Below are 18047 nucleotides of genomic sequence, written 5' to 3'. Positions count from 1 at the left end.
CTCGACCCACCGCCCGGGGGTGGTGAAGTCCCATCCAGGTGGGGGTGAACCCACCCCTGGGGTACCTATTTCGGCGGTCCGGTTCATCGGACGATCGTTTATGTCATCGAACGATCGGGGAGAGGACCACCAGTGGCCACCGAGAACAAAGCGGGCGTTTCGCAGAGCCGCATCATTGCCGCCGAACTGGACCGCCTGATCGGACCCGCCGCGAACGGCGACCAGCGCGCGGTCACCGAGGTGATCCGGATCGTCCACCCGCTGGTGCGGCGCTACTGCGCGGCCCGGCTGGGCTCCGGCGGCAACGCCTACCTGACCGTGGACGACGTCGCGCAGGAGATCCTGATGGCGACGGTCCAGGCGCTGCCGCGCTACCGCGATCAGGGAAAGTCGTTCCTGGCCTTCGTGTACGGCATCTCCGCCAACAAGATCGCCGACGCCTTCCGCCGGGCTCACTCGCACCGGGACTGCGCGGTGGCGGATTTCCCGGACGAGGCGTCCACCGCCGCCGGGCCGGAGGAGCTGGCCCTGGCCTCCGAGCGCAGCCGGGAGACCCGGCAGCTGATGGAGATCCTGGCGCCCGCGCATCGCGAGGTGCTGGTGATGCGGATCGTGCTGGGCTGGTCCGCCGCCGAGACCGCAGAGGCGATCGGCACCAGCGCCGGTGTGGTGCGGGTGATGCAGCACCGCGCGCTGAACAAGCTGCGCGCCGAACTGGCCCGCACCGCCGCCTGAGATCCGGCCGCCCTACCGTGGGCCCGATCGCCGGCCGCTCATTCGGGTCGGTCGCCGGAATCGCCGAGGCCCAGCACTTTTCGCAATTCCTCTTCGGCCTCGCGCGAGACCACGAACAGCAGTTCGTCCTCGCCCTCGATCGGATCGTCGGCCTGCGGCACGATCACCCGGCCGCCGCGCAGGATGGTCACCAGGGCGGCGTCGCGGGGGAGGGTCAGCGAACGCACCGCGCGGCCGGCCAGCGGGGTGTCGGCGGGCAGCGTGATCTCGACCAGATCGGCCTGGCCCTGGCGCAGCGTCATCAGCCGGACCAGATCGCCGATCTGCACCGCCTCCTCGGCCAGCGAGGCCAGCAGCCGCGGCGTCGAGACCGCGACGTCCACGCCCCAGCCCTCGTCGAACAGCCATTCGTTGCGCGGATCGTTCACCCGGGCGACCACCCGGCGGATCCCGAACTCGGTCTTGGCGAGCAGGCTGAACACCAGGTTGACCTTGTCGTCGCCGGTGGCGGCGATGACCACCTCGTAGTCCTGCAGCCCGGTCTCCTCCAGCAGTTCCAGCTCGCAGGCGTCGCCGTGCAGCCAGGTCGCCGCCGGCGCGGAGCTGGTGTCGATGTGGTCGAGCCGGCGCTCCAGCAGCGTGACCTCGTGGCCGCTGCGCAGCAGTTCCTGGGCGATGGAGCGGCCGACGGCACCGGCCCCGGCAATCGCTACTTTCACTATTGGTCCTCGGTCGATGGAGCGGCGGCGGCCAGCGCGGCGGCCGCGCCGACGGTGCCGGAGATGGCGGCCACGTAGACGGTGTCGTCGGCCTGCAGCACGGTCTTGGCCGTGGGCAGCGCGCCCCGCCCGAATCGGAGCAGGAAGGCGACCCGGACACCGGTCGCGGCCTCCAGATCGTGCACGGTTCGCCCGTACCAGTCCTCGTGCAGGGCCAGCTCGGTCACCGAGACCGTGCCGGTCGGATCGCGCCAGCTGGTGCTCTTCTCGTCGCCGATCAGGGTCCGCAGGAACCGGTCGGTGGTCCACGGCACGGTGGCGATGGTCGGGATGCCGAGCCGTTCGTACACCGCGGCCCGTTTGGCGTCGTAGATCCGGGCGACCACCCGCTGCACCCCGAAGGTCTCGCGGGCCACCCGGGCGGAGATGATGTTGGAGTTGTCGCCGGAGGACACCGCGGCGAACGCGCCGGCCCGCTCGATCCCGGCCCGTTGCAGCACATCGCGATCGAAGCCGACCCCGGTCACCTGACTGCCGCTGAAGCTCTTGCCGAGGCGCAGGAAGGCGCCGGCGTCCTGATCGATCACGGCGACCTCGTGCCCCACCCGGACCAGGGCGCGGGCCAGCGACGACCCGACGCGCCCGCACCCCATGATCACTACGTACACCGTGCCAACCCCAATTCCGAAACCGTGGTGTGCGGTTTGTGCTGCTGTCCGGGGGAACGGTACCCGTCATCCCGCCCCCCAACTCTTTCCCCCTCCAGATCTCGGCCAAACGGACATCGCCGGTGGTGACGGGTATCACGCGCGGTCGCCCGAGCCGTTCGAGCGGGGCGTTTCCGAATATTCGAAATGCACCGACGTAGACATACGCATCCGAACATGTATGCCGGTCAAGCCGCCGGGCGCGAGCGATCGCGGGCTCCGGTGCGAGAACCGCCAGGACGGCCACGGCGGCCGGGAGCGGTGCGCGCGTCGCAGTCGGCGAGGGGCGCGGTCGGGGGTCGGCTCCGAGGCGGTTCGCGCGCGGCTCGGGCGAGCCCGGCGGACGGGTCGGAGGGCGGGGTTCCTATGCTGGGCCCAATGTCCTCGTCGACCACCTCGCACGTCCGTTCGGGCGTCGATCCCGCCGGATTCCGCGCGGGATTCCGGGTTCGTGCCGCACGCTTCGAGCAGGGGGAACGTTGAGTAGCGGGAACAGTTGGGCCGGAAGGGTTTTCGAGGTCCGGCTGGGTCCGCCGGGGCACGGCGGGTTCTGTGTGGCACGGCACGAGGGACGGGTGCTGTTCGTGCGGCACGGGCTGCCCGGGGAACTGGTCCGGGCCGAGGTGACCGAGGATCGCGGTGGCTCGTTCTGCCGCGCGGAGGCGGTCGAGATCCTGGAAGCGTCCCCGGATCGGGTGCCCGCGACCTGTCCGGTGTCGGGGCCGGGTGGCGCCGGATGCTGCGATTTCTCGTTCGCCACCCCGGCGGCCCAGCGCGCGCTGAAGGCCGCGGTGGTCTCGGAGCAGTTGCGCCGCCTCGCCGGCTGGGAGACGGAGATCGAGGTCGAGCCCATTGCGGACGTCGCCTCGGCGCGGGTCTTCCGGCGGGCGGGGTCGCCGCTGTCGCAAGGGGCCGCGATGGCGTCGCGGGGACGCTCCATCCGCGGTGACGACGGCCTCGATGCCGGGCGGTCGCGGACCGGATCGGGCCTCGCAGAGGGTGCGGATACGGGCCGATCCGCCGACACGGCCGCCGAAATCGGTTGGCGCACACGGGTGCGGCTGGCCGTGGACGATGCGGGCCGGGCCGGGGTGCATCGGTACCGCAGCACCGATGTGATCGCGGATCTGCGCTGCCCGCAGCCGGTGGCGGGCGCGATGACCGGGATCGGCGAAAGCCGTTGGACGCCGGGGGCGGAACTCGTGATCGCCGTCGACGGCGACGGCCACCGGCACATCGTCGAGATCGCCCCGCCCGCGGAGTCCGGGCGCGGCCGGCCGGGGCAGCGGGGTGACCGGCGGCACACCGCCGCTCGGCGGGCGGCGGTGCATTCGGCGCGTGAGCAGCGCGTGGTCGAGGGGACCGGCCGGGCCGTGCAGTATGTGGCCGGGCGCCGCTGGGAGGTCGCGGCGACCGGGTTCTGGCAGCCGCATCGCGCTGCGGCACTGTGTTATTCGGATGTGATCGCCGACTGGTCGGACGCAGGCGACGGCGCGGTGGCATGGGATCTCTACGCCGGCGCGGGGGTGTTCGCGGCGCGGCTGGCCGAACAGGTCGGTCCGTCGGGGGCGGTGGCGGCGGTGGAGTCGTCCCGGCCGGCGGTGGCCGACGGTGTGGCGGCGCTGCGCGATCTGCCCTGGATCGAGCCGATCACGGCCCGGGTGGAGCGGTGGGTGGCCGAATACGGCGGCGCCGCACCGGAGGTGGTGGTCCTGGATCCGCCGCGCACGGGCGCGGGGAAGGACGTGATCGCCGCGCTGGCGGCGGCCGGACCCGCGCGCATCGTGCACGTGGGATGCGATCCGGCGGCCTTCGCACGGGATGTCGGGCTGTACCGGGAAGCCGGTTACCGACCGGCGCGGATGCGCGCGTTCGACGCGTTTCCCGCGACACACCATGTGGAGTGTCTCGCCCTGCTGGAACCGGCTTCGGGCCGCTCGGGTGCGCGGTAGTCTGGGGAATCCGAGAGCCCGGTCTATGTTCCACCTCACACCGGTGCGGCGACGGCGCAGGTGACGATCGCTCCCGTGATCGGCACCCGGTACACCTCCGTAGACTGTTCGAGATCGACGAGCATCAGAGGGAGCGAGAGCGGTGGGATTCCTTTCCCGGGTCGAGACGCCCGAGGACCTGCGTCGGCTGACCGTGCCGGAACTGGGTGTACTGGCCGAGGAGATCCGCGAGTTCCTGGTCCGCAAGGTGGCAGTTACCGGCGGGCACCTGGGCCCGAACCTCGGTGTGGTGGAGTTGACCATCGCCCTGCACCGGATCTTCGACTCCCCGGCCGATCCGCTGATCTTCGACACCGGGCACCAGTCGTACGTGCACAAGATCCTCACCGGGCGCAAGGACGGTTTCGACACCCTGCGCAGAGACGGTGGTCTGTCGGGATATCCGTGCCGCTCCGAGAGCCCGCACGACTGGGTGGAGTCCTCGCACGCCTCGGCGGCGCTGTCCTACGCCGACGGTCTGGCCAAGGCGTTCGCGCTGACGAAGCAGCGCCGGCACGTGGTCGCGGTCGTCGGTGACGGCGCGCTCACCGGCGGCATGTGCTGGGAGGCGTTGAACAACATCGCCGCCGGGCCGGACCGGTCGGTGATCATCGTGGTGAACGACAACGGCCGGTCCTATTCGCCGACCATCGGCGGGCTGGCCGATCGGCTCACCGCCCTGCGCATGCAGCCCGGCTACGAGCAGGCGCTGGACGCGACGAAGCGGTTCGTGCAGGGCATTCCGGGCGTCGGCGGTTCGGCGTACTCGATGCTGCACGCGCTCAAGACGGGTATCAAGGACGCGGTCGCGCCGCAGGAGCTGTTCTCCGATCTGGGCCTGAAGTACGTCGGCCCGGTGGACGGGCACGATCTGGTGGCGCTGGAGGCGGCGCTGCGGCGGGCGAAGGATTTCGGCGGCCCGGTGATCGTGCACACCGTCACCCAGAAGGGCCGCGGCTACCGGCACGCCGAGGACCACGAGGCCGACCAGATGCACTCGATCGGCGCGATCGACCCGGTCACGGGCAAGCCGACCGCCGGGAAGACCGTCGGCTGGACGTCGGTGTTCTCCGAGGAGCTGATCCGGCAGGCCGAACAGCGCGACGACATCGTCGCCATCACCGCGGCCATGCCGGGTCCGACCGGGCTGACCCCGTTCGGGAAACGCTTCCCGGAGCGGATGTTCGACGTCGGCATCGCCGAACAGCACGCGATGACCTCGGCGGCCGGGCTCGCGCTCGGCGGGATGCATCCGGTCGTCGCGATCTACTCGACCTTCCTCAACCGCGCCTTCGATCAGCTGCTGATGGATGTGGCGCTGCTGCAACTGCCGGTCACGCTGGTGCTCGACCGCGCCGGTGTCACCGGCGAGGACGGCGCCAGCCACAACGGCATGTGGGACCTGTCGGTGCTGGGTATCGTGCCCGGGATCCGGGTCGCCGCCCCGCGCGACGCCGCCACGCTGCGCGAGGAGTTCGCCGAGGCGCTGGCCACCGGCGACGGTCCCACCGCGCTGCGTTTCCCGAAAGGCACGATCGCCGAGGACATCTCGGCGGTCGAGCGGATCGACGGGGTGGACGTGCTGCGGATGCCGCAGGGCGATTCGGCCCGTGCCGTGCGCGGCGACGTGCTGCTGGTCGCGGTCGGCGCGTTCGCGCACACCGCGGTGGAGGTCGCGGATCTGCTTGCCGCCGAGGGCGTCACGGTCACCGTGGTGGATCCGCGCTGGGTGCTGCCGGTCTCGGACACCGTGGTGAAGCTGGCCGAGAACTACCGCCTGGTGGTCACGGTGGAGGACAGCGGCGTACAGGGCGGTATCGGGTCGACGGTGTCGGCCAAGCTGCGCGCCGCCGGGCTCGACGTGCCGACCCGCGATCTCGGTGTGCCACAACACTTCCTGGACCACGCCTCGCGAGCCCAGATCCACCGCGAGCTGGGCCTGGTCCCGGCCGACATCGCGCGGCGCATCACCGGCTGGCTCGGCGACGCCTGACCTGTCGGCCGCCCGGTGCGGTCCGCGAGCCTCGAGGCGAGGGTCGGGTGATCCGGGGCGAAATGCCTTCGCCGGGCACGGGATACGAGTACTTCTAGAACTGGTTACAGTTCTGGCCCGTGGCCGGTGAGGAGTTCCGTATGTCGTTCGTACTGGTCGAGAAGCCGCGTCCGCAGGTCGCGCTGGTCACCATGAATCGCCCGGAGCGGATGAACGCCATGGCGTTCGACGTGATGATCCCGCTGCGGGAGACGCTGGAGCGGATCGCGGCGGACAACGAGGTGCGGGTGGTGGTGCTGACCGGCGCCGGGCCGGGTTTCTCCTCGGGCGCCGATCTCCAGGGCGCCGGTGCGGTGCCCAACATCGGCGGGCTGACCCGCACGACCGTGGCGCGCCGGTCGATGGATCTGCTCAACGACGTGATGCGCGCGCTGCGGCGGATGCATCAGCCGGTGATCGCCGCGATCAACGGCGCCGCGATCGGCGGGGGTTTCTGCCTGAGCCTCGGCGCGGACATCCGGGTCGCCGCCGAGCCCGCCTACTTCCGGGCAGCGGGCATCAACAACGGCCTCACCTCCACCGAACTCGGCATGAGTTATCTGCTGCCGCGAGCGGTCGGCGCGTCGCGGGCGTTCGAGATCATGCTGTCCGGGCGCGACGTCGACGCCGCCGAGGCCGAACGGATCGGGCTGGTCTCGCGGACCGTGCCCGCCGCGGACCTGCTCGACGCCTGCTACGGGATGGCCGAGCGGATCCTCGGATACAGCCGCGTCGGCGTCGAACTCACCAAGCGGATGCTGTGGAGCGGGCTGGAGGCGAACAGCTTCGAGGCCCACATGGAACACGAGGGGACGGCCCAGCTGTACGTGCGACTGACCACGGAGAACTTCGACGAGGCGATCCGGGCCCGGCGCGACCGGCGGCCACCGGTCTTCGAGGACTGATCCGCGGTACCCGGTCCGATCGCACCGGACGACCGAAGGCGGCTCAGGCCGGTGCGGCGGGGAACAGCGCGGCCGCCAGCGGCGGCACCGTGAGGTCGCGCTGCCAGGGCCGGGCGCCGCCGTTCTTCAGGAAACCGTCGACCGCGCCCTCGGGATCGCGGGAGGTGGCGCCGGACCGGAACTCCGGCAGCCCGTCCCAGCACAGCCGGCGCAGCAGGTCGGGGGTGAGCAGGTTCTCCACCGGCACCGCGTAGTTCTGCGAGAGCGCCGCCATCGCGGCGCGGGCGGCGGTGAGCCGGGCCGAGGCCGCCGGGTCGCGGCGCTCCCAGCGGTTCACCGGCGGCGGGCCGTCGTACGGCTGGGCCATCGGGGGCAGTTCCGAATCCGGCAGGGCGCGTGCGCGTTCCACCGCGCCCAGCCATTCGCGGGAGTAGCGGCGCTGCCGCGGGCCGCCGAACACCGGCAGGGCCCGCAACTGCCCGATGGATTTCGGATCGGCGACCGCGGCCGCGACGATCGCGGAATCCGGCAGGATGCGGGCCGGCGCGATGTCGCGCTCCCGGGCCAGCCGGTCGCGGGCGATCCACAGTTCGCGCACCGTCGCCAGCTGGCGGGCGCGGCGGAGGGTGTGGATGCCGGAGGTGCGCCGCCAGCGGTCGGCCTTCGGCGGGGACGGATCGAGGGTGCGGACGTGCTCGAATTCCTGTGCCGCCCATTCGGTCTTGTGTTGTTCGTCGAGGGTCACGGCGACCTCGTCGCGCAGTTCCAGCAGCAGTTCCACGTCGAGGGCCGCGTAGTTCAGCCAGTCGTCGGGGAGCGGGCGGGTGGACCAGTCGGCGGCGCCGTGGCCCTTGCGTAACTCGCGCCCCAATAGTCGCTCGACCATCGCGGCCAGGCCGACCCGCTCCAGACCGGCCAGCCGGCCACCCAGTTCGGTGTCGAACAGCCGCTCCGGCCGCAGCCCGAGTTCGGCGAGGCCGGGCAGATCCTGGTCCGCGGAGTGCAACACCCATTCCAGGCCGTTGATCGCCGCCGCCAGCGGGGCGAGCGCGGCTGCCGGATCCGGGCCGAGCGGAATCGGGTCGATCAGAATGGTGCCGGAACCGTTGCGGCGCAACTGGATCAGATAGGCGCGATTCGAATATCGGAAACCGGAGGCGCGCTCGGCGTCGACGGCCAGCGACCCGGTACCCGCGGCCAGGCGTGTCGCGGCGTGGGCGATATCGTCGGCGGTGGCGAGCACCGGGGGCACGCCGTCGGCAGGCGCGAGCAGCGGAATCGCTGCCGATTGTTCGGACTCGTCGGCTACCGGCATAGCCCAGAACTTTACGTGTCGGTCAGAACTGGTCGTCGGCAATCCGGGGACGCGGCCGCAAATCCGTGATTCCGGCAGGCGGTAATCCGGCTGTCGAGGCCAGAACTTCGCAGAATGCTTCGACGTGCGGTCCGAGCCGGGTGGTGCCGACCGTCCAGGACGCGCGTAGTTCCAGCTGGTACGCGTGTGGTGGTCCGGCGATGTCGCCGTAGCGGACCGAACTGGTGGAAGTGACCGTGCCACCCAACGCCGTGAACGGTTCACCCCGCGATTCCAGGGCGTCCTCCAGCCAGCTCCACGCCACCTCGGGCAGCAGCGGATCCCCGGCCAGAGCCGCGTCGATATCGGCCTGGATATAGGCGACCAGCCGGAACACGCCGTGCCACGCCTCCTGGCCGTCCGGGTCGTGGAGCAGGATCAACCGGCCGAAGGCGTCCCCCTCCGAATCGACCGGCACCACGTTGGCCTCGGGGTGTTTGACCTCGGCGCCGATGGCGTACGAAAAGGGGGCCAGCCGTTGCGGCGGCCGGATCGGGGCGAGCTCGATCCGGGGATGCACTGATGCGGTGCCCATCGCCTCGACCGCGGCGCGAAACTGGGCGGGTTCGCCGACAGGTCCCGGGGTCGGTGCGGCGCCGTCGCGGAAGTCGAGCGGTGTCACGAATGTGAACCGTAATCCCGAACCCTCGCCGCCGAGGGTAGGCGCGCTGGAATTCAAATTTTTCATTGTGCCGGGAAGCAAGCCGAGGCCCGCGATTTCGGTACGGGAACGCCACCGGCAGAATGATCCCCGTGAGCACTTCAACTCGCCGTCGGCTGTCCGAAGCGCCCCTGCTCGTCGCCGCCACCGGCGGTGTACCGAGCCGGCGTCCCGTCTGGTTCATGCGGCAGGCCGGGCGGTCGCTGCCGGAGTACCGGGAGGTGCGGGCCGGGGTGGGGATGCTGGCGTCCTGCTTCGACCCGGAACTCCTCTGCGAGATCACGATGCAGCCGGTCCGGCGGCATCGCGTCGACGCGGCGATCCTGTTCTCCGACATCGTGGTTCCGCTGAAGGCTGCGGGCATCGACCTCGACATCGTGTCGGGCGTCGGCCCGGTGGTGGCGAATCCGGTGCGCGGCCGCGCCGATGTGCGCGCGCTGCCGCGGCTGCGGCGCGAGGAGGTCGGCGCGATCGTCGACGGGGTGCGGCTGCTGCTGGACGCCCTGGGGGAGACCCCCCTGATCGGTTTCGCGGGCGCCCCGTTCACCCTCGCCTCCTACCTGGTGGAGGGCGGCCCGAGCCGCCACCACGAGCGCACCAAGGCGATGATGCTCGGCGATCCGGAATCGTGGCACGAACTGCTCGGTGTGCTCACCGACATCACCGTGGAATTCCTGCGCGCGCAACTCTCGGCCGGGGTCGACGCCGTGCAGCTGTTCGATTCCTGGGCGGGCGCGCTGTCGCTGGCCCAGTATCGGGAATTCGTGCTGCCGCATTCGGAACGGGTTTTCGCGGAGATCGCCGACGCCGGCGTGCCGCGCATCCACTTCGGTGTCGGCACCGGCGAACTGCTGGGCGCGATGGCCGAGGCGGGCGCCGACGTGGTCGGCGTCGACTGGCGGGTGCCGCTGACGGCCGCGGTGCGCCGCGTCGGCCCCGGAAAAGCGCTGCAGGGCAACCTGGATCCCGCCGTCCTGTTCGCGGGCCCCGACGTGATCGACCGCGAGGTCCGGCGCATCGCCCGCGAGGCCGACGAGGCGATCACCCTCGGCGCCACCGGCCACATCTTCAACCTCGGCCACGGCGTCGTCCCCGACACCGACCCCGGCGTCCTCACCGCCACCGTCGAACTGATCCACAGCCTGCCGACCCCGTTGTGAACCCGAGTGCCGCGCGGCTCCGGACCGGCCGCAGCGCTGGGAGGTGAGCGTCCGGGCCGGTCGCCGGGTGCGGCGTTGGCTGAGGTGCGCGGCTGCTCGGCACTGGGCGCGGGGCAGGGAGCTCGAGCGTCCGGATGTGCGGGGTGCGGCTGATTGCTGACGTGTGCGCGGCTGCTCGGCGCTGGGCGCGGGGAGCTCGAGCGTCCGGGTGTGCGGGGTGCGGCTGATTGCTGACGTGTGCGCGGGTTGCTCCGCCATGCGCAGCCTGGAGCAGCGCGGGGGTGCTCGGTGCGCGTCTCCCCCCGGGAGGTGCGGCCGCGACCGTCGTGGAGCAGCCCGCCAGGGCGGTGCGTGCCGAGCGCTTCCGGCCAGCGGCCGTGCTGATCACCTCCATCCCCGCGCCGTTGTCAACTCAGGCGCCGGGCACCACCGGATCGAGCGCAGGGCAGGGAGTGCGACTGTCCGGGCCGAGCGCAGGGCAAAGTGTGTGACTGTCCGGGCCGGTTGCCGGGGTGCGGCGGCTCGGTGGCCCTTGCTCGGATCCTCTGCCATAGACAGTCGGGCGGCTCGGTGGCCCGGTGCCGACTCAGCGGAGAGGCGCGGCTGCGGCAGTCGTGGACCGTTGGCGCGGGTGGTGCGCGTCGGACACTTCAGCCAGTGGCTGTGCCGATCACCTCCGTCACGGTGGGGGCAGGAGTGGGCCCCGACCGTCACGGTGGGGCAGGAGTGGGCCCCGCCGGTCGCGGATTGTCGTGCGGCGGGCCGGAGGGCGATGGCGCCGGGGGAGGCCGCGGAGTGGGCGGGTCTCGGTGCGGGGTAGGTTCGCCGGAGGTGGTCCGGTCGGACGGAGGTGTGCCCGTGGTGCGGGTTGCGGTGGTCGGCGGCGGTATCAGTGGTTTGGTGGCCGGGTATCGGCTGCGGGCCGCGCTCGGGCCGGATCTCGAACTGGTGCTGGTGGATCCGCGTGAGCGCATCGGCGGGACGCTGTTCACCGGTGAGCTCGCGGGCGGGCCGATGGACCTCGGGGCGGAGGCGTTCGTGGGGCGGCGGCCGGAAATCCCGGCGCTGCTCGAGGAATTGGGGCTCGCGGACCAACTGGTGCATCCGGCCGGGAAGCGGCCGCTGATCTGGGCCGGTGGGTCGGCGCACCCGATGCCGGAGCGGACCCTGATGGGTATTCCGGCGGATGCGGACGCCGTCGCGGGTCTCGTGGACGCGGAGACCGTGGCGCGGATCGCCGACGAACCGAATCGGCCGCTGCGCTGGGAACCCGGCACGGATATGCCGGTGGCCGAGTTGGTCGGCGAGCGGTACGGGGAGCAGGTGGTGCGGCGCAGCGTCGACCCGCTGCTCGGCGGCGTGTACGCGGGCCTGGCCGGGACCATCGGGGTGCGGGCGGCACTGCCGACCTTGGCGATGGCGCTCGACGCGGGGGCGGGCAGCCTCTCCCGCGCTGTCGCTCGCGCCCTGCCACCGCCGTCGACGGTCCCGGTGTTCGGTGGCATCCGCGACGGCTATCGGGTGCTGCTCGACGCGCTGTCCACCGCGGCCGCCCCGAAACTGGAAACCGGCACGGCGGCAACAGCTCTGACGCGGATCGAGGGGGGCTGGCGGCTGGATCCCATCGGGGATTTCGAGGCTGTGATCCTCGCGTGTCCCGCTCCGGTGACCGCGGCGCTGCTGTCGTCCGCCGCCCCCGAGGCGGCGCGCGCGGCCACGGATATCGACCTGTCGTCGTCCGCGGTGGTGGCGCTGGCGCTGCCCGGCGACACCGCGCTGCCCGACAATTCCGGGGTCCTGATCGCCACCGGAGAAGCGTTGCGCGCCAAGGCATTCACGTTGTCCAGCCGGAAGTGGCCGCATCTGGCGGAGCGCGACGTCGCGCTGGTCCGCGCGTCCTTCGGCCGCTTCGGCGACGAAACGCCGCTGCTGTGGCCGGATTCGACCCTGATCGCCGTCGCGACCGCCGACCTGGAAATGGTCACCGGTGTCCCGATCCGCCCGGTCGAGGCGATCGTCCAGCGCTGGCGTGACGGGCTGCCGCAATACGCCCCCGGTCATCTCGAGCGGGTCGCCGCGATCGAATCCGGTGTCGCGCCCCTGCCGGGCCTCGCCGTGGCCGGTGCCTACCTGCACGGGGTCGGAGTCCCGGCCTGCGCCGCCACCGGTACCGCCGCCGCCGAGCGTATCCGCACCCACCTCGGCCACTGACCGGCGGCCGCGGGGCGCCGCCATGATCGCGCACCGACCTCGCGGTCGCCCGTCTTCGGTGCGAGCGCCGAACCCGGTGTGCCGAACCGTGTTTCCGGCAGTGCGACGGTGCTGCGAACATCGTTGCCGCCGAGCACTTTCCATTGCGGCCGCGCAACTCCGCGGGCCCGCTCGCAGCGGCCGTGTTCCCGCGATTCGGCCGTTCTGGTGGTGGGCTGAACATTGTTGCTGTCGAACGGTTTTCGGTAATCGGGGCGGTACGGGTGGCGGCCGGGCGCTGCTGGTGTGGGCTGTGCCGATGGCGCGCGGAGTTTCGACGGTCGACAGCGGGGTGGGTGCGGGTGGTGGGGGAGGGCCGGGGTGGCACGATGGGGGCATGGCGCGACTCGATTATCAGGCTCTCAACTCGACCATTCGGTACCTGATGTTCTCGGTGTTCCAGGTGGAGCCGGGAGTGCTGGGAGAGGATCGGGAGGCGGCGATCAAGGAGACCCGGTCGTTCTTCGACGGGCTGGCCGAGCGCGGGGTGGTGGTGCGCGGGCTGTACGACGTCGCGGGGATGCGGGCCGATGCCGATTTCATGATCTGGTGGCATGCCGAGCGGATCGAGGAACTGCAGGCCGCGTACGCCGACTTCCGGCGGACCACCGAACTCGGGCAGGCCAGCAACCCGGTGTGGAGCAACGCCGCGCTGCATCGGCCGGCCGAGTTCAACAAGAGCCACATCCCGGCGTTCCTGGCCGGTGAGGAGCCGGGCAACTACATCTGCGTGTACCCGTTCGTCCGGTCGTACGAGTGGTATCTGCTGCCGGACGCGGATCGGCGGAAAATGCTCGCCGACCACGGCAAACAGGCTCGCGAATTCCCGGATGTGCGGGCGAACACCGTCGCGTCGTTCGCGCTCGGCGACTACGAGTGGATCCTCGCGTTCGAGGCGCCGGAACTGCATCGCATCGTCGACCTGATGCGCGAGCTGCGGGCCACCGAGGCCCGGTTGCACGTCCGGGAGGAGATCCCGTTCTTCACCGGGCCGCGGGTCGAGGTCGAGCAGCTGGTCGCCGCCCTGCCCTGAGCGGCCGGAGCCGGATCACGCCCCGGTAATTCGGGGCGTGCGCTGCTCGCGGGCGGGTCGTACGGTGTGGCGGTCCGCTCAGTGCGCGGCGCTGTCCGAGGGGTGCAGTCGCAGCGAGATCGAGTTGATGCAGTACCGCTTGTCGGTCGGGGTCGCGTACCCTTCGCCCTCGAAGACGTGTCCGAGGTGGCTGTGGCAGTTCGCGCACAGCACCTCGACGCGGCGCATCCCCAGCGTGTCGTCGGCTCGCAGGATCACCGCGTCGGACTTCGCCGGATCGAAGAACGACGGCCAGCCACAGTGCGAATGGAACTTCTCGGTGCTGCGGAACAATTCGGCGCCGCAGGCCCGGCATTCGTAGACGCCCTCGGTCTCGGTGTCGGTGTATTCACCGGTGTAGGCGCGCTCGGTGCCGGCCTCCCGCAGAACCGCGTACTCGTTCGGAGTGAGCCGCGTCCGCCACTCCTGCGGGGTGAGCTGGATCTTCGGGGCGGGGATCGAGGTGTCGGAGTCGGAACTCATTGCATCGATTCTAGTGGCGTCGCCGCCGTCCGGCAGGTGACCTGGGCGACGCCCGGTCAGGCCCGGGCGCCCTCCATGACGGAGACCTGTTCCGGGGCCGTGACGCCGTTCGCGGGCGCGTCCGGGCGCGGGGCCTTGGCCGGGACCTCCGGGTCGGCGCCCGGCAGCAGGAAGGCCGGGTCGATGCCGGAATCCAGACGGCCCTCGCGGCGCGCGGCCAGGTACCGGTCACCGAGCACACAGAACACCACGACCAGCAGCAGACCCCAGCCGAACGTCACCCGCAGGTACTCGAGCGCCCGGCCGGTGCTCTGCCAGTGGTCCAGCAGCCACTTGTCGTAGGTCATGAAGCCGAAGATGGCCAGCCACGCGGGCCAGTTGCGCAACACCGAATTGCGCAGCGCCACCGACATCAGGAACGGGAACACCAGCATCGAGTAGTACTGCTGGCCCAGCGACGGCAGCAGCCAGGACGCGATGAGCAACACCCCGGACATTGTGGTGACGAAGAACAGCTCGTCGCTGCGGTAGTACCGGTACAGCAACCACAGCGAGATGAGCACCAGCACGCCCATCACGATCCGCATCGACCAGGTCAGCCAGACCGGCAGTCCGTAGTAGCCGGCGTTGCCGACGATCGCGCTGTTGAAATAGTCGCGCGAGGCGAAGATGTACGGCACGGTCCGGTGCACGAAGTCCATCGGATCCTTGATCAGCGGCCAGGCGGCGGCCATCAGGACCGCGGGCACGCCGAGCGCGGTGATGAACACCTTCCACTGCCCGCGCAGCAGCGGGATCAGCAGCAGCGGCGCCAGCGTCGGTTTCACCGCGATCGTGAGTCCCATCGCGACACCGGCCCACAGGTCACGCCGCCGCAGCACCAGCATCAGGAAGATCACCTCGGCGGCCAGCAGGCAGCCGTTCACATTGCCGAAAGCCAGTGTGTTGATGACCGTTTCGGACGAGAACATCAGCACCAGCAGCAGGGGCGCGGCCACCGACTTGATGCTGAGCCGGAACAGCCGCAGCAACAGGTACCAGGCCAGCACGAGCGCGAGCGCGTTGAGCGCGACGAAGCACCACTTCGACTTCTCAGGATCGAGCAACGCCAGCGGGGCGATCATCAGCGTGCCGCTCGGCGGATACAGGTAGTGCGGGTCGACGAGATCGAAGTTCTCGTTGTAGATCGCGCGCCCGTTGAGGAACGCCAGCGAAGCCTTGTACACCGGCGCGAAATCGTCGGTGATGTTGAAATTGGTCCCCTTGACCAGGACTGTGCGCAGCACGGTGAAAACCGCGAACGGCCACAGTGCGAAGTTCAGAACCTCGGAAGTGGTGCGCGCGGTGCGCGGCTCGAGCTGACTGAGGAACACTGGGGCAACGTACACCGGAAACGCCCCGCTGTGTAACTGGGTCTTTGGCCTCCGCTTCGCTACGGCGGGTTCTGTGTTTCCGGCCTCCGCTTCGCTACGGCGGGTTCGCGGCCCCCCTAGTCTCGATCCTTCCCTCCTCCGGTCAGTCGCTGCGCTCCCTCCCTCCGTCAGTCCAGGATCGAGACGGGCCGCGAACGGGGTTGTCCGCCTTTTTGCGGGTGACCGGGAACGGGTTCGGCTGTCGATAGGACGGACATGCGCTGTCGGGATCGGGTGGACACCCGCTGTGGGGATCGGGGCGGGCGACACGACACGCTGGGTGGAGGTCCGAGCCGGGGACTTCGGTCGCAACGATTTCAATCGGAACATGGCGGGCTGTCGGTAGGGCCGAGCATGGCCGGATGTTTGTCAAGGGTGCGGTCGGTTGCCGGAATGCGCGGGTCTGCGGGGGACACGCCGGATGGCGGTCCCGGCGCGTTTCGAGGGCGGGCCATGCCGGTCGTCGGTTGCGCGGGCCTCACCGCCGTCCACCAGCGGGCGCGGGTGCGGTCGGCGGTGGCCGCTGGGTGGCCGGCGGTGTCCGGCCGAGACCGTCGCGGGCTTGCGGGCCGCACCCGAGGGCCGCACCCGAGAGCCGCACCCGCGGGTGCGGCCCGCGGCCAGCGCTGCTGGCCGCGGCGGCGGCCGAGGGCCGCACCCGCGGGCCCGCGACGGTGGCCGCGGGGCCTGCGGGCCTGGGCCGCAACGCAGCCGGGCTGCGGTCGTCCCGGCCGCGTTGCGTGCGCCTCGCCGCAGATCCGGCGCACCCCGCTTATGCCGGCGCACCCCGCTTATGCGGGGCAGGCGGAGCCGTCTGCGGGGAGGGTGGCGTCGTTCAGGTAGGCGGTCAGGTTGTCCTGGATGCAGGCGGAGTGGGTGAACACCGGGTGGCCCCAGCCTTCCCAGGTGGCGGTGGCGGTGCGGGCGCCGGCCACGCCCAGGGCGCCGGTCACCGAGGGGCGGGCGTCGGGGCCGATGACCGGGTCGGCGGTGTTGCCGAGGACCAGGACCGGCAGGTCGAGGGTGGCGGGGACCGGGGGCGGGGTGGGGACGGGCCAGGCCGTGCACGTCATGAGGCGGGCCGCGGCCACTCGGCCGAAGACCGGATACTGTGTGCCCCACGTGTTTTCGAGATCCTTGGCGCGGGCGGGGGTGGCCGGCTGCTGACTGTCGCTGCATCGGGTGACGAATTGGCCGTCCGAGGCGACGGCCGCCGTTTCGCGGGCGGTGAGCTGGGTCAGGGGTCCGCGGTCGCCGCGACCGGCGGAGGCGAGCGCGTCGGCGAGGTCGGTGACGTGTGCGGTCTGGTCGGCGCGCGGGTCGCCGAGGAAGCCCGAGATCGTGGTGAGCAGGGCTCCCGCGGACAGGTCGCCCAGTTGGCCTGCGGTGGCCTTGCCGACCAGATCGGTGATCGCGGCGCGCGGATCGGGTCCCAGGGCACAGTTCACCGCGACACAACGCTGGGCGAAGGCCGTGAGCGCGGCCTCGGCGCCCTTCAGACGCTGTTCGGTGCGGGTAGCGGCGTCGGTGTTGACCGCCTCGGGCGAATCGAGGACCAGACGGGCCAGGTGGGGCCCGTACTTCGTGGCATAGGCGAGGGCGACCCGGGCGCCGTTGCCGGTGCCCAGGAGCGCGATCTTGTCGATCTGCCACTGCTTGCGCAGGGCGTCGATGTCGTCGGCGGCGTGGGCGGCGTCGAAGGTGCTCTGATAGGGCTGCAGGAAGTCCTGGCAGGCGATGGTGGCGTCCTGGCTGAGCTTGGCCATCGCGTCGACCGGATCGGCGCCGCCGGGCACGAACTGGCCCGCGTCCGCGATCCGGTGCCGGATGTCGGCGGGCAGGCAGTCGATCGGCTGCGAGCCGCCGAGACCGCGGCGATCGACCGCGACGATGGGGTGCGCGGCCAGGGCGGCGGGAGCGGGCCCGGCGACCAGACCGGCGAGGGTGGCGACGGCGGAGCGGTCGCTGCCGGAGGTGAGGACCAGCGGCGCGGCGCCCGCCGGGGTCTGCTGGACCCGAGCGCGGGCGACGGCCGTGCGGAAGGTGCCCATGATCGCACCGCCGGAGTCGATCGGCGTCGCGTACTCGGAGCATTCGAAGATCACCCCGGCCGGGGCGGCGCCGAGCCCGAGCTGATCGAATGTCGTTGTAGCGCAGTCGTGCCAGGCCAGATCGTGTTTCGGCACCTGCGGGGCAGGCACGGCGGGTGCGGCCGGGGCGGTGGTGGCGGGCACGCCGCCGGAGTGCGGATGCTCGACCGCGACGCCCGGACGCAGCGAGGGCCCCGCGCCGCAAGCGGTGGCGAGCAACCCGGTCGCCAGCAGCAGCGACAACCCCAGCGCCCGGCGCCGCCGTGGTATCAGATCACGGCTCCGCCGTCGTGTCCCACGCATGCGCTACAGCCTGCCACAGAGGAAGGCCGACCCCCCCGTTCGCGGCCCGTCTCGGTCCTGGACTGACGGAGGGAGGGAGCGCAGCGACTGACCGGAGGAGGGAAGGACCGAGACTAGGGGGGCCGCGAACCCGCCGGAGCGAAGCGGAGGCCGAGAACACAGAACCCGCCGGA

Annotated in this window: 14 protein-coding genes; 7 read left to right on the top strand and 7 right to left on the bottom strand. The window is 71.3% G+C overall.

What is annotated here, in order from left to right:
* Positions 1–132: 132 nt before the first annotated feature.
* The gene (gene shbA / locus NRB56_RS03755; RefSeq protein ID WP_319942514.1) at positions 133–735 is read left to right on the top strand and encodes an RNA polymerase sigma factor ShbA; all 603 of its coding nucleotides are present in this window, start codon (positions 133–135) and stop codon (positions 733–735) included.
* Between the two features lie 38 nt (positions 736–773).
* Here shbA and NRB56_RS03750 read toward each other — a convergent pair whose 3' ends face one another.
* Together NRB56_RS03750 and NRB56_RS03745 are read right to left on the bottom strand one after the other, a co-directional pair.
* On the bottom strand, positions 774–1454 hold the full coding sequence (locus NRB56_RS03750) for a potassium channel family protein (RefSeq protein WP_319942513.1): 681 nt from the start codon (positions 1452–1454) through the stop codon (positions 774–776).
* Positions 1454–2122: a potassium channel family protein gene (locus tag NRB56_RS03745; protein WP_319942512.1), complete on the bottom strand. Its 669-nt coding sequence runs from the start codon at positions 2120–2122 to the stop codon at positions 1454–1456. Before NRB56_RS03745 ends, NRB56_RS03750 begins: the two co-directional genes overlap by 1 nt.
* A 518-nt stretch (positions 2123–2640) precedes the next feature.
* Between NRB56_RS03745 and NRB56_RS03740 the strand changes: the two genes are divergently transcribed.
* The 3 genes from NRB56_RS03740 (at position 2641) to NRB56_RS03730 (ending at position 7089) form a co-directional block, all read left to right on the top strand.
* Complete coding sequence (locus NRB56_RS03740) at positions 2641–4113, top strand: class I SAM-dependent RNA methyltransferase (RefSeq protein WP_194290716.1); 1473 nt, start codon at positions 2641–2643, stop codon at positions 4111–4113.
* A gap of 142 nt (positions 4114–4255) precedes the next feature.
* Entirely contained in the window at positions 4256–6145 is a 1890-nt protein-coding gene (dxs, locus tag NRB56_RS03735) for a 1-deoxy-D-xylulose-5-phosphate synthase (protein WP_319942511.1), read from the top strand.
* Between the two features lie 140 nt (positions 6146–6285).
* The gene (locus NRB56_RS03730) at positions 6286–7089 is read left to right on the top strand and encodes an enoyl-CoA hydratase (protein ID WP_153339124.1); all 804 of its coding nucleotides are present in this window, start codon (positions 6286–6288) and stop codon (positions 7087–7089) included.
* Between the two features lie 43 nt (positions 7090–7132).
* On the opposite strand, the gene NRB56_RS03725 is transcribed toward NRB56_RS03730, so the two are convergent.
* Positions 7133–8404 carry a ribonuclease D gene (locus NRB56_RS03725; RefSeq protein WP_153339123.1) on the bottom strand — a complete coding sequence of 424 codons (1272 nt, stop codon included), beginning with the start codon at positions 8402–8404 and terminating at the stop codon, positions 7133–7135.
* 22 nt (positions 8405–8426) lie between these two features.
* Positions 8427–8978, bottom strand: a complete 552-nt coding sequence (locus NRB56_RS03720; protein ID WP_227837216.1) for a DUF3000 domain-containing protein — start codon at positions 8976–8978, stop codon at positions 8427–8429.
* Between the two features lie 209 nt (positions 8979–9187).
* Here NRB56_RS03720 and hemE point away from each other — a divergent pair, with 209 nt between their 5' ends.
* The 3 genes from hemE to hemQ all read left to right on the top strand — a co-directional run bounded on the left by hemE (position 9188) and on the right by hemQ (position 13547).
* On the top strand, positions 9188–10264 hold the full coding sequence (gene hemE / locus NRB56_RS03715; RefSeq protein WP_153339121.1) for a uroporphyrinogen decarboxylase: 1077 nt from the start codon (positions 9188–9190) through the stop codon (positions 10262–10264).
* 858 nt (positions 10265–11122) lie between these two features.
* Positions 11123–12475 (top strand): protoporphyrinogen oxidase, encoded by a 1353-nt coding sequence (locus NRB56_RS03710; protein WP_319942509.1) that lies wholly within the window; start codon positions 11123–11125, stop codon positions 12473–12475.
* A gap of 376 nt (positions 12476–12851) precedes the next feature.
* Positions 12852–13547, top strand: coding sequence for a hydrogen peroxide-dependent heme synthase (gene hemQ / locus NRB56_RS03705; protein ID WP_153339120.1), 696 nt, complete (start codon positions 12852–12854; stop codon positions 13545–13547).
* A gap of 78 nt (positions 13548–13625) precedes the next feature.
* Here hemQ and msrB read toward each other — a convergent pair whose 3' ends face one another.
* The 3 genes from msrB to NRB56_RS03690 all read right to left on the bottom strand — a co-directional run bounded on the left by msrB (position 13626) and on the right by NRB56_RS03690 (position 17874).
* The gene (gene msrB / locus NRB56_RS03700; protein ID WP_153339119.1) at positions 13626–14069 is read right to left on the bottom strand and encodes a peptide-methionine (R)-S-oxide reductase MsrB; all 444 of its coding nucleotides are present in this window, start codon (positions 14067–14069) and stop codon (positions 13626–13628) included.
* Between the two features lie 56 nt (positions 14070–14125).
* Entirely contained in the window at positions 14126–15442 is a 1317-nt protein-coding gene (locus NRB56_RS03695) for a glycosyltransferase family 87 protein (protein ID WP_319942508.1), read from the bottom strand.
* A gap of 830 nt (positions 15443–16272) precedes the next feature.
* Positions 16273–17874, bottom strand: a complete 1602-nt coding sequence (locus tag NRB56_RS03690) for an alpha/beta fold hydrolase (RefSeq protein ID WP_153339118.1) — start codon at positions 17872–17874, stop codon at positions 16273–16275.
* Positions 17875–18047 lie beyond the last annotated feature (173 nt).

Source organism: Nocardia aurantia, from assembly GCF_009604425.1.
GTDB classification, from domain to species: domain Bacteria; phylum Actinomycetota; class Actinomycetes; order Mycobacteriales; family Mycobacteriaceae; genus Nocardia; species Nocardia aurantia.
The sequence above is the reverse complement of the archived record's forward strand: the minus strand, read 5'-3'. Positions and strand labels throughout refer to the sequence as shown.

Bases quoted from the DNA above. Each gene is read 5' to 3' on its own strand.
- NRB56_RS03730 (WP_153339124.1), top strand. From the start codon at position 6,286: ATGTCGTTCGTACTGGTCGAGAAGCCGCGTCCGCAGGTCGCGCTGGTC.
- NRB56_RS03725 (WP_153339123.1), bottom strand. From the start codon at position 8,404: ATGCCGGTAGCCGACGAGTCCGAACAATCGGCAGCGATTCCGCTGCTC.
- NRB56_RS03720 (WP_227837216.1), bottom strand. From the start codon at position 8,978: ATGGGCACCGCATCAGTGCATCCCCGGATCGAGCTCGCCCCGATCCGG.
- hemE (WP_153339121.1), top strand. From the start codon at position 9,188: ATGATCCCCGTGAGCACTTCAACTCGCCGTCGGCTGTCCGAAGCGCCC.
- hemQ (WP_153339120.1), top strand. From the start codon at position 12,852: ATGGCGCGACTCGATTATCAGGCTCTCAACTCGACCATTCGGTACCTG.
- msrB (WP_153339119.1), bottom strand. From the start codon at position 14,069: ATGAGTTCCGACTCCGACACCTCGATCCCCGCCCCGAAGATCCAGCTC.
- NRB56_RS03690 (WP_153339118.1), bottom strand. From the start codon at position 17,874: ATGCGTGGGACACGACGGCGGAGCCGTGATCTGATACCACGGCGGCGC.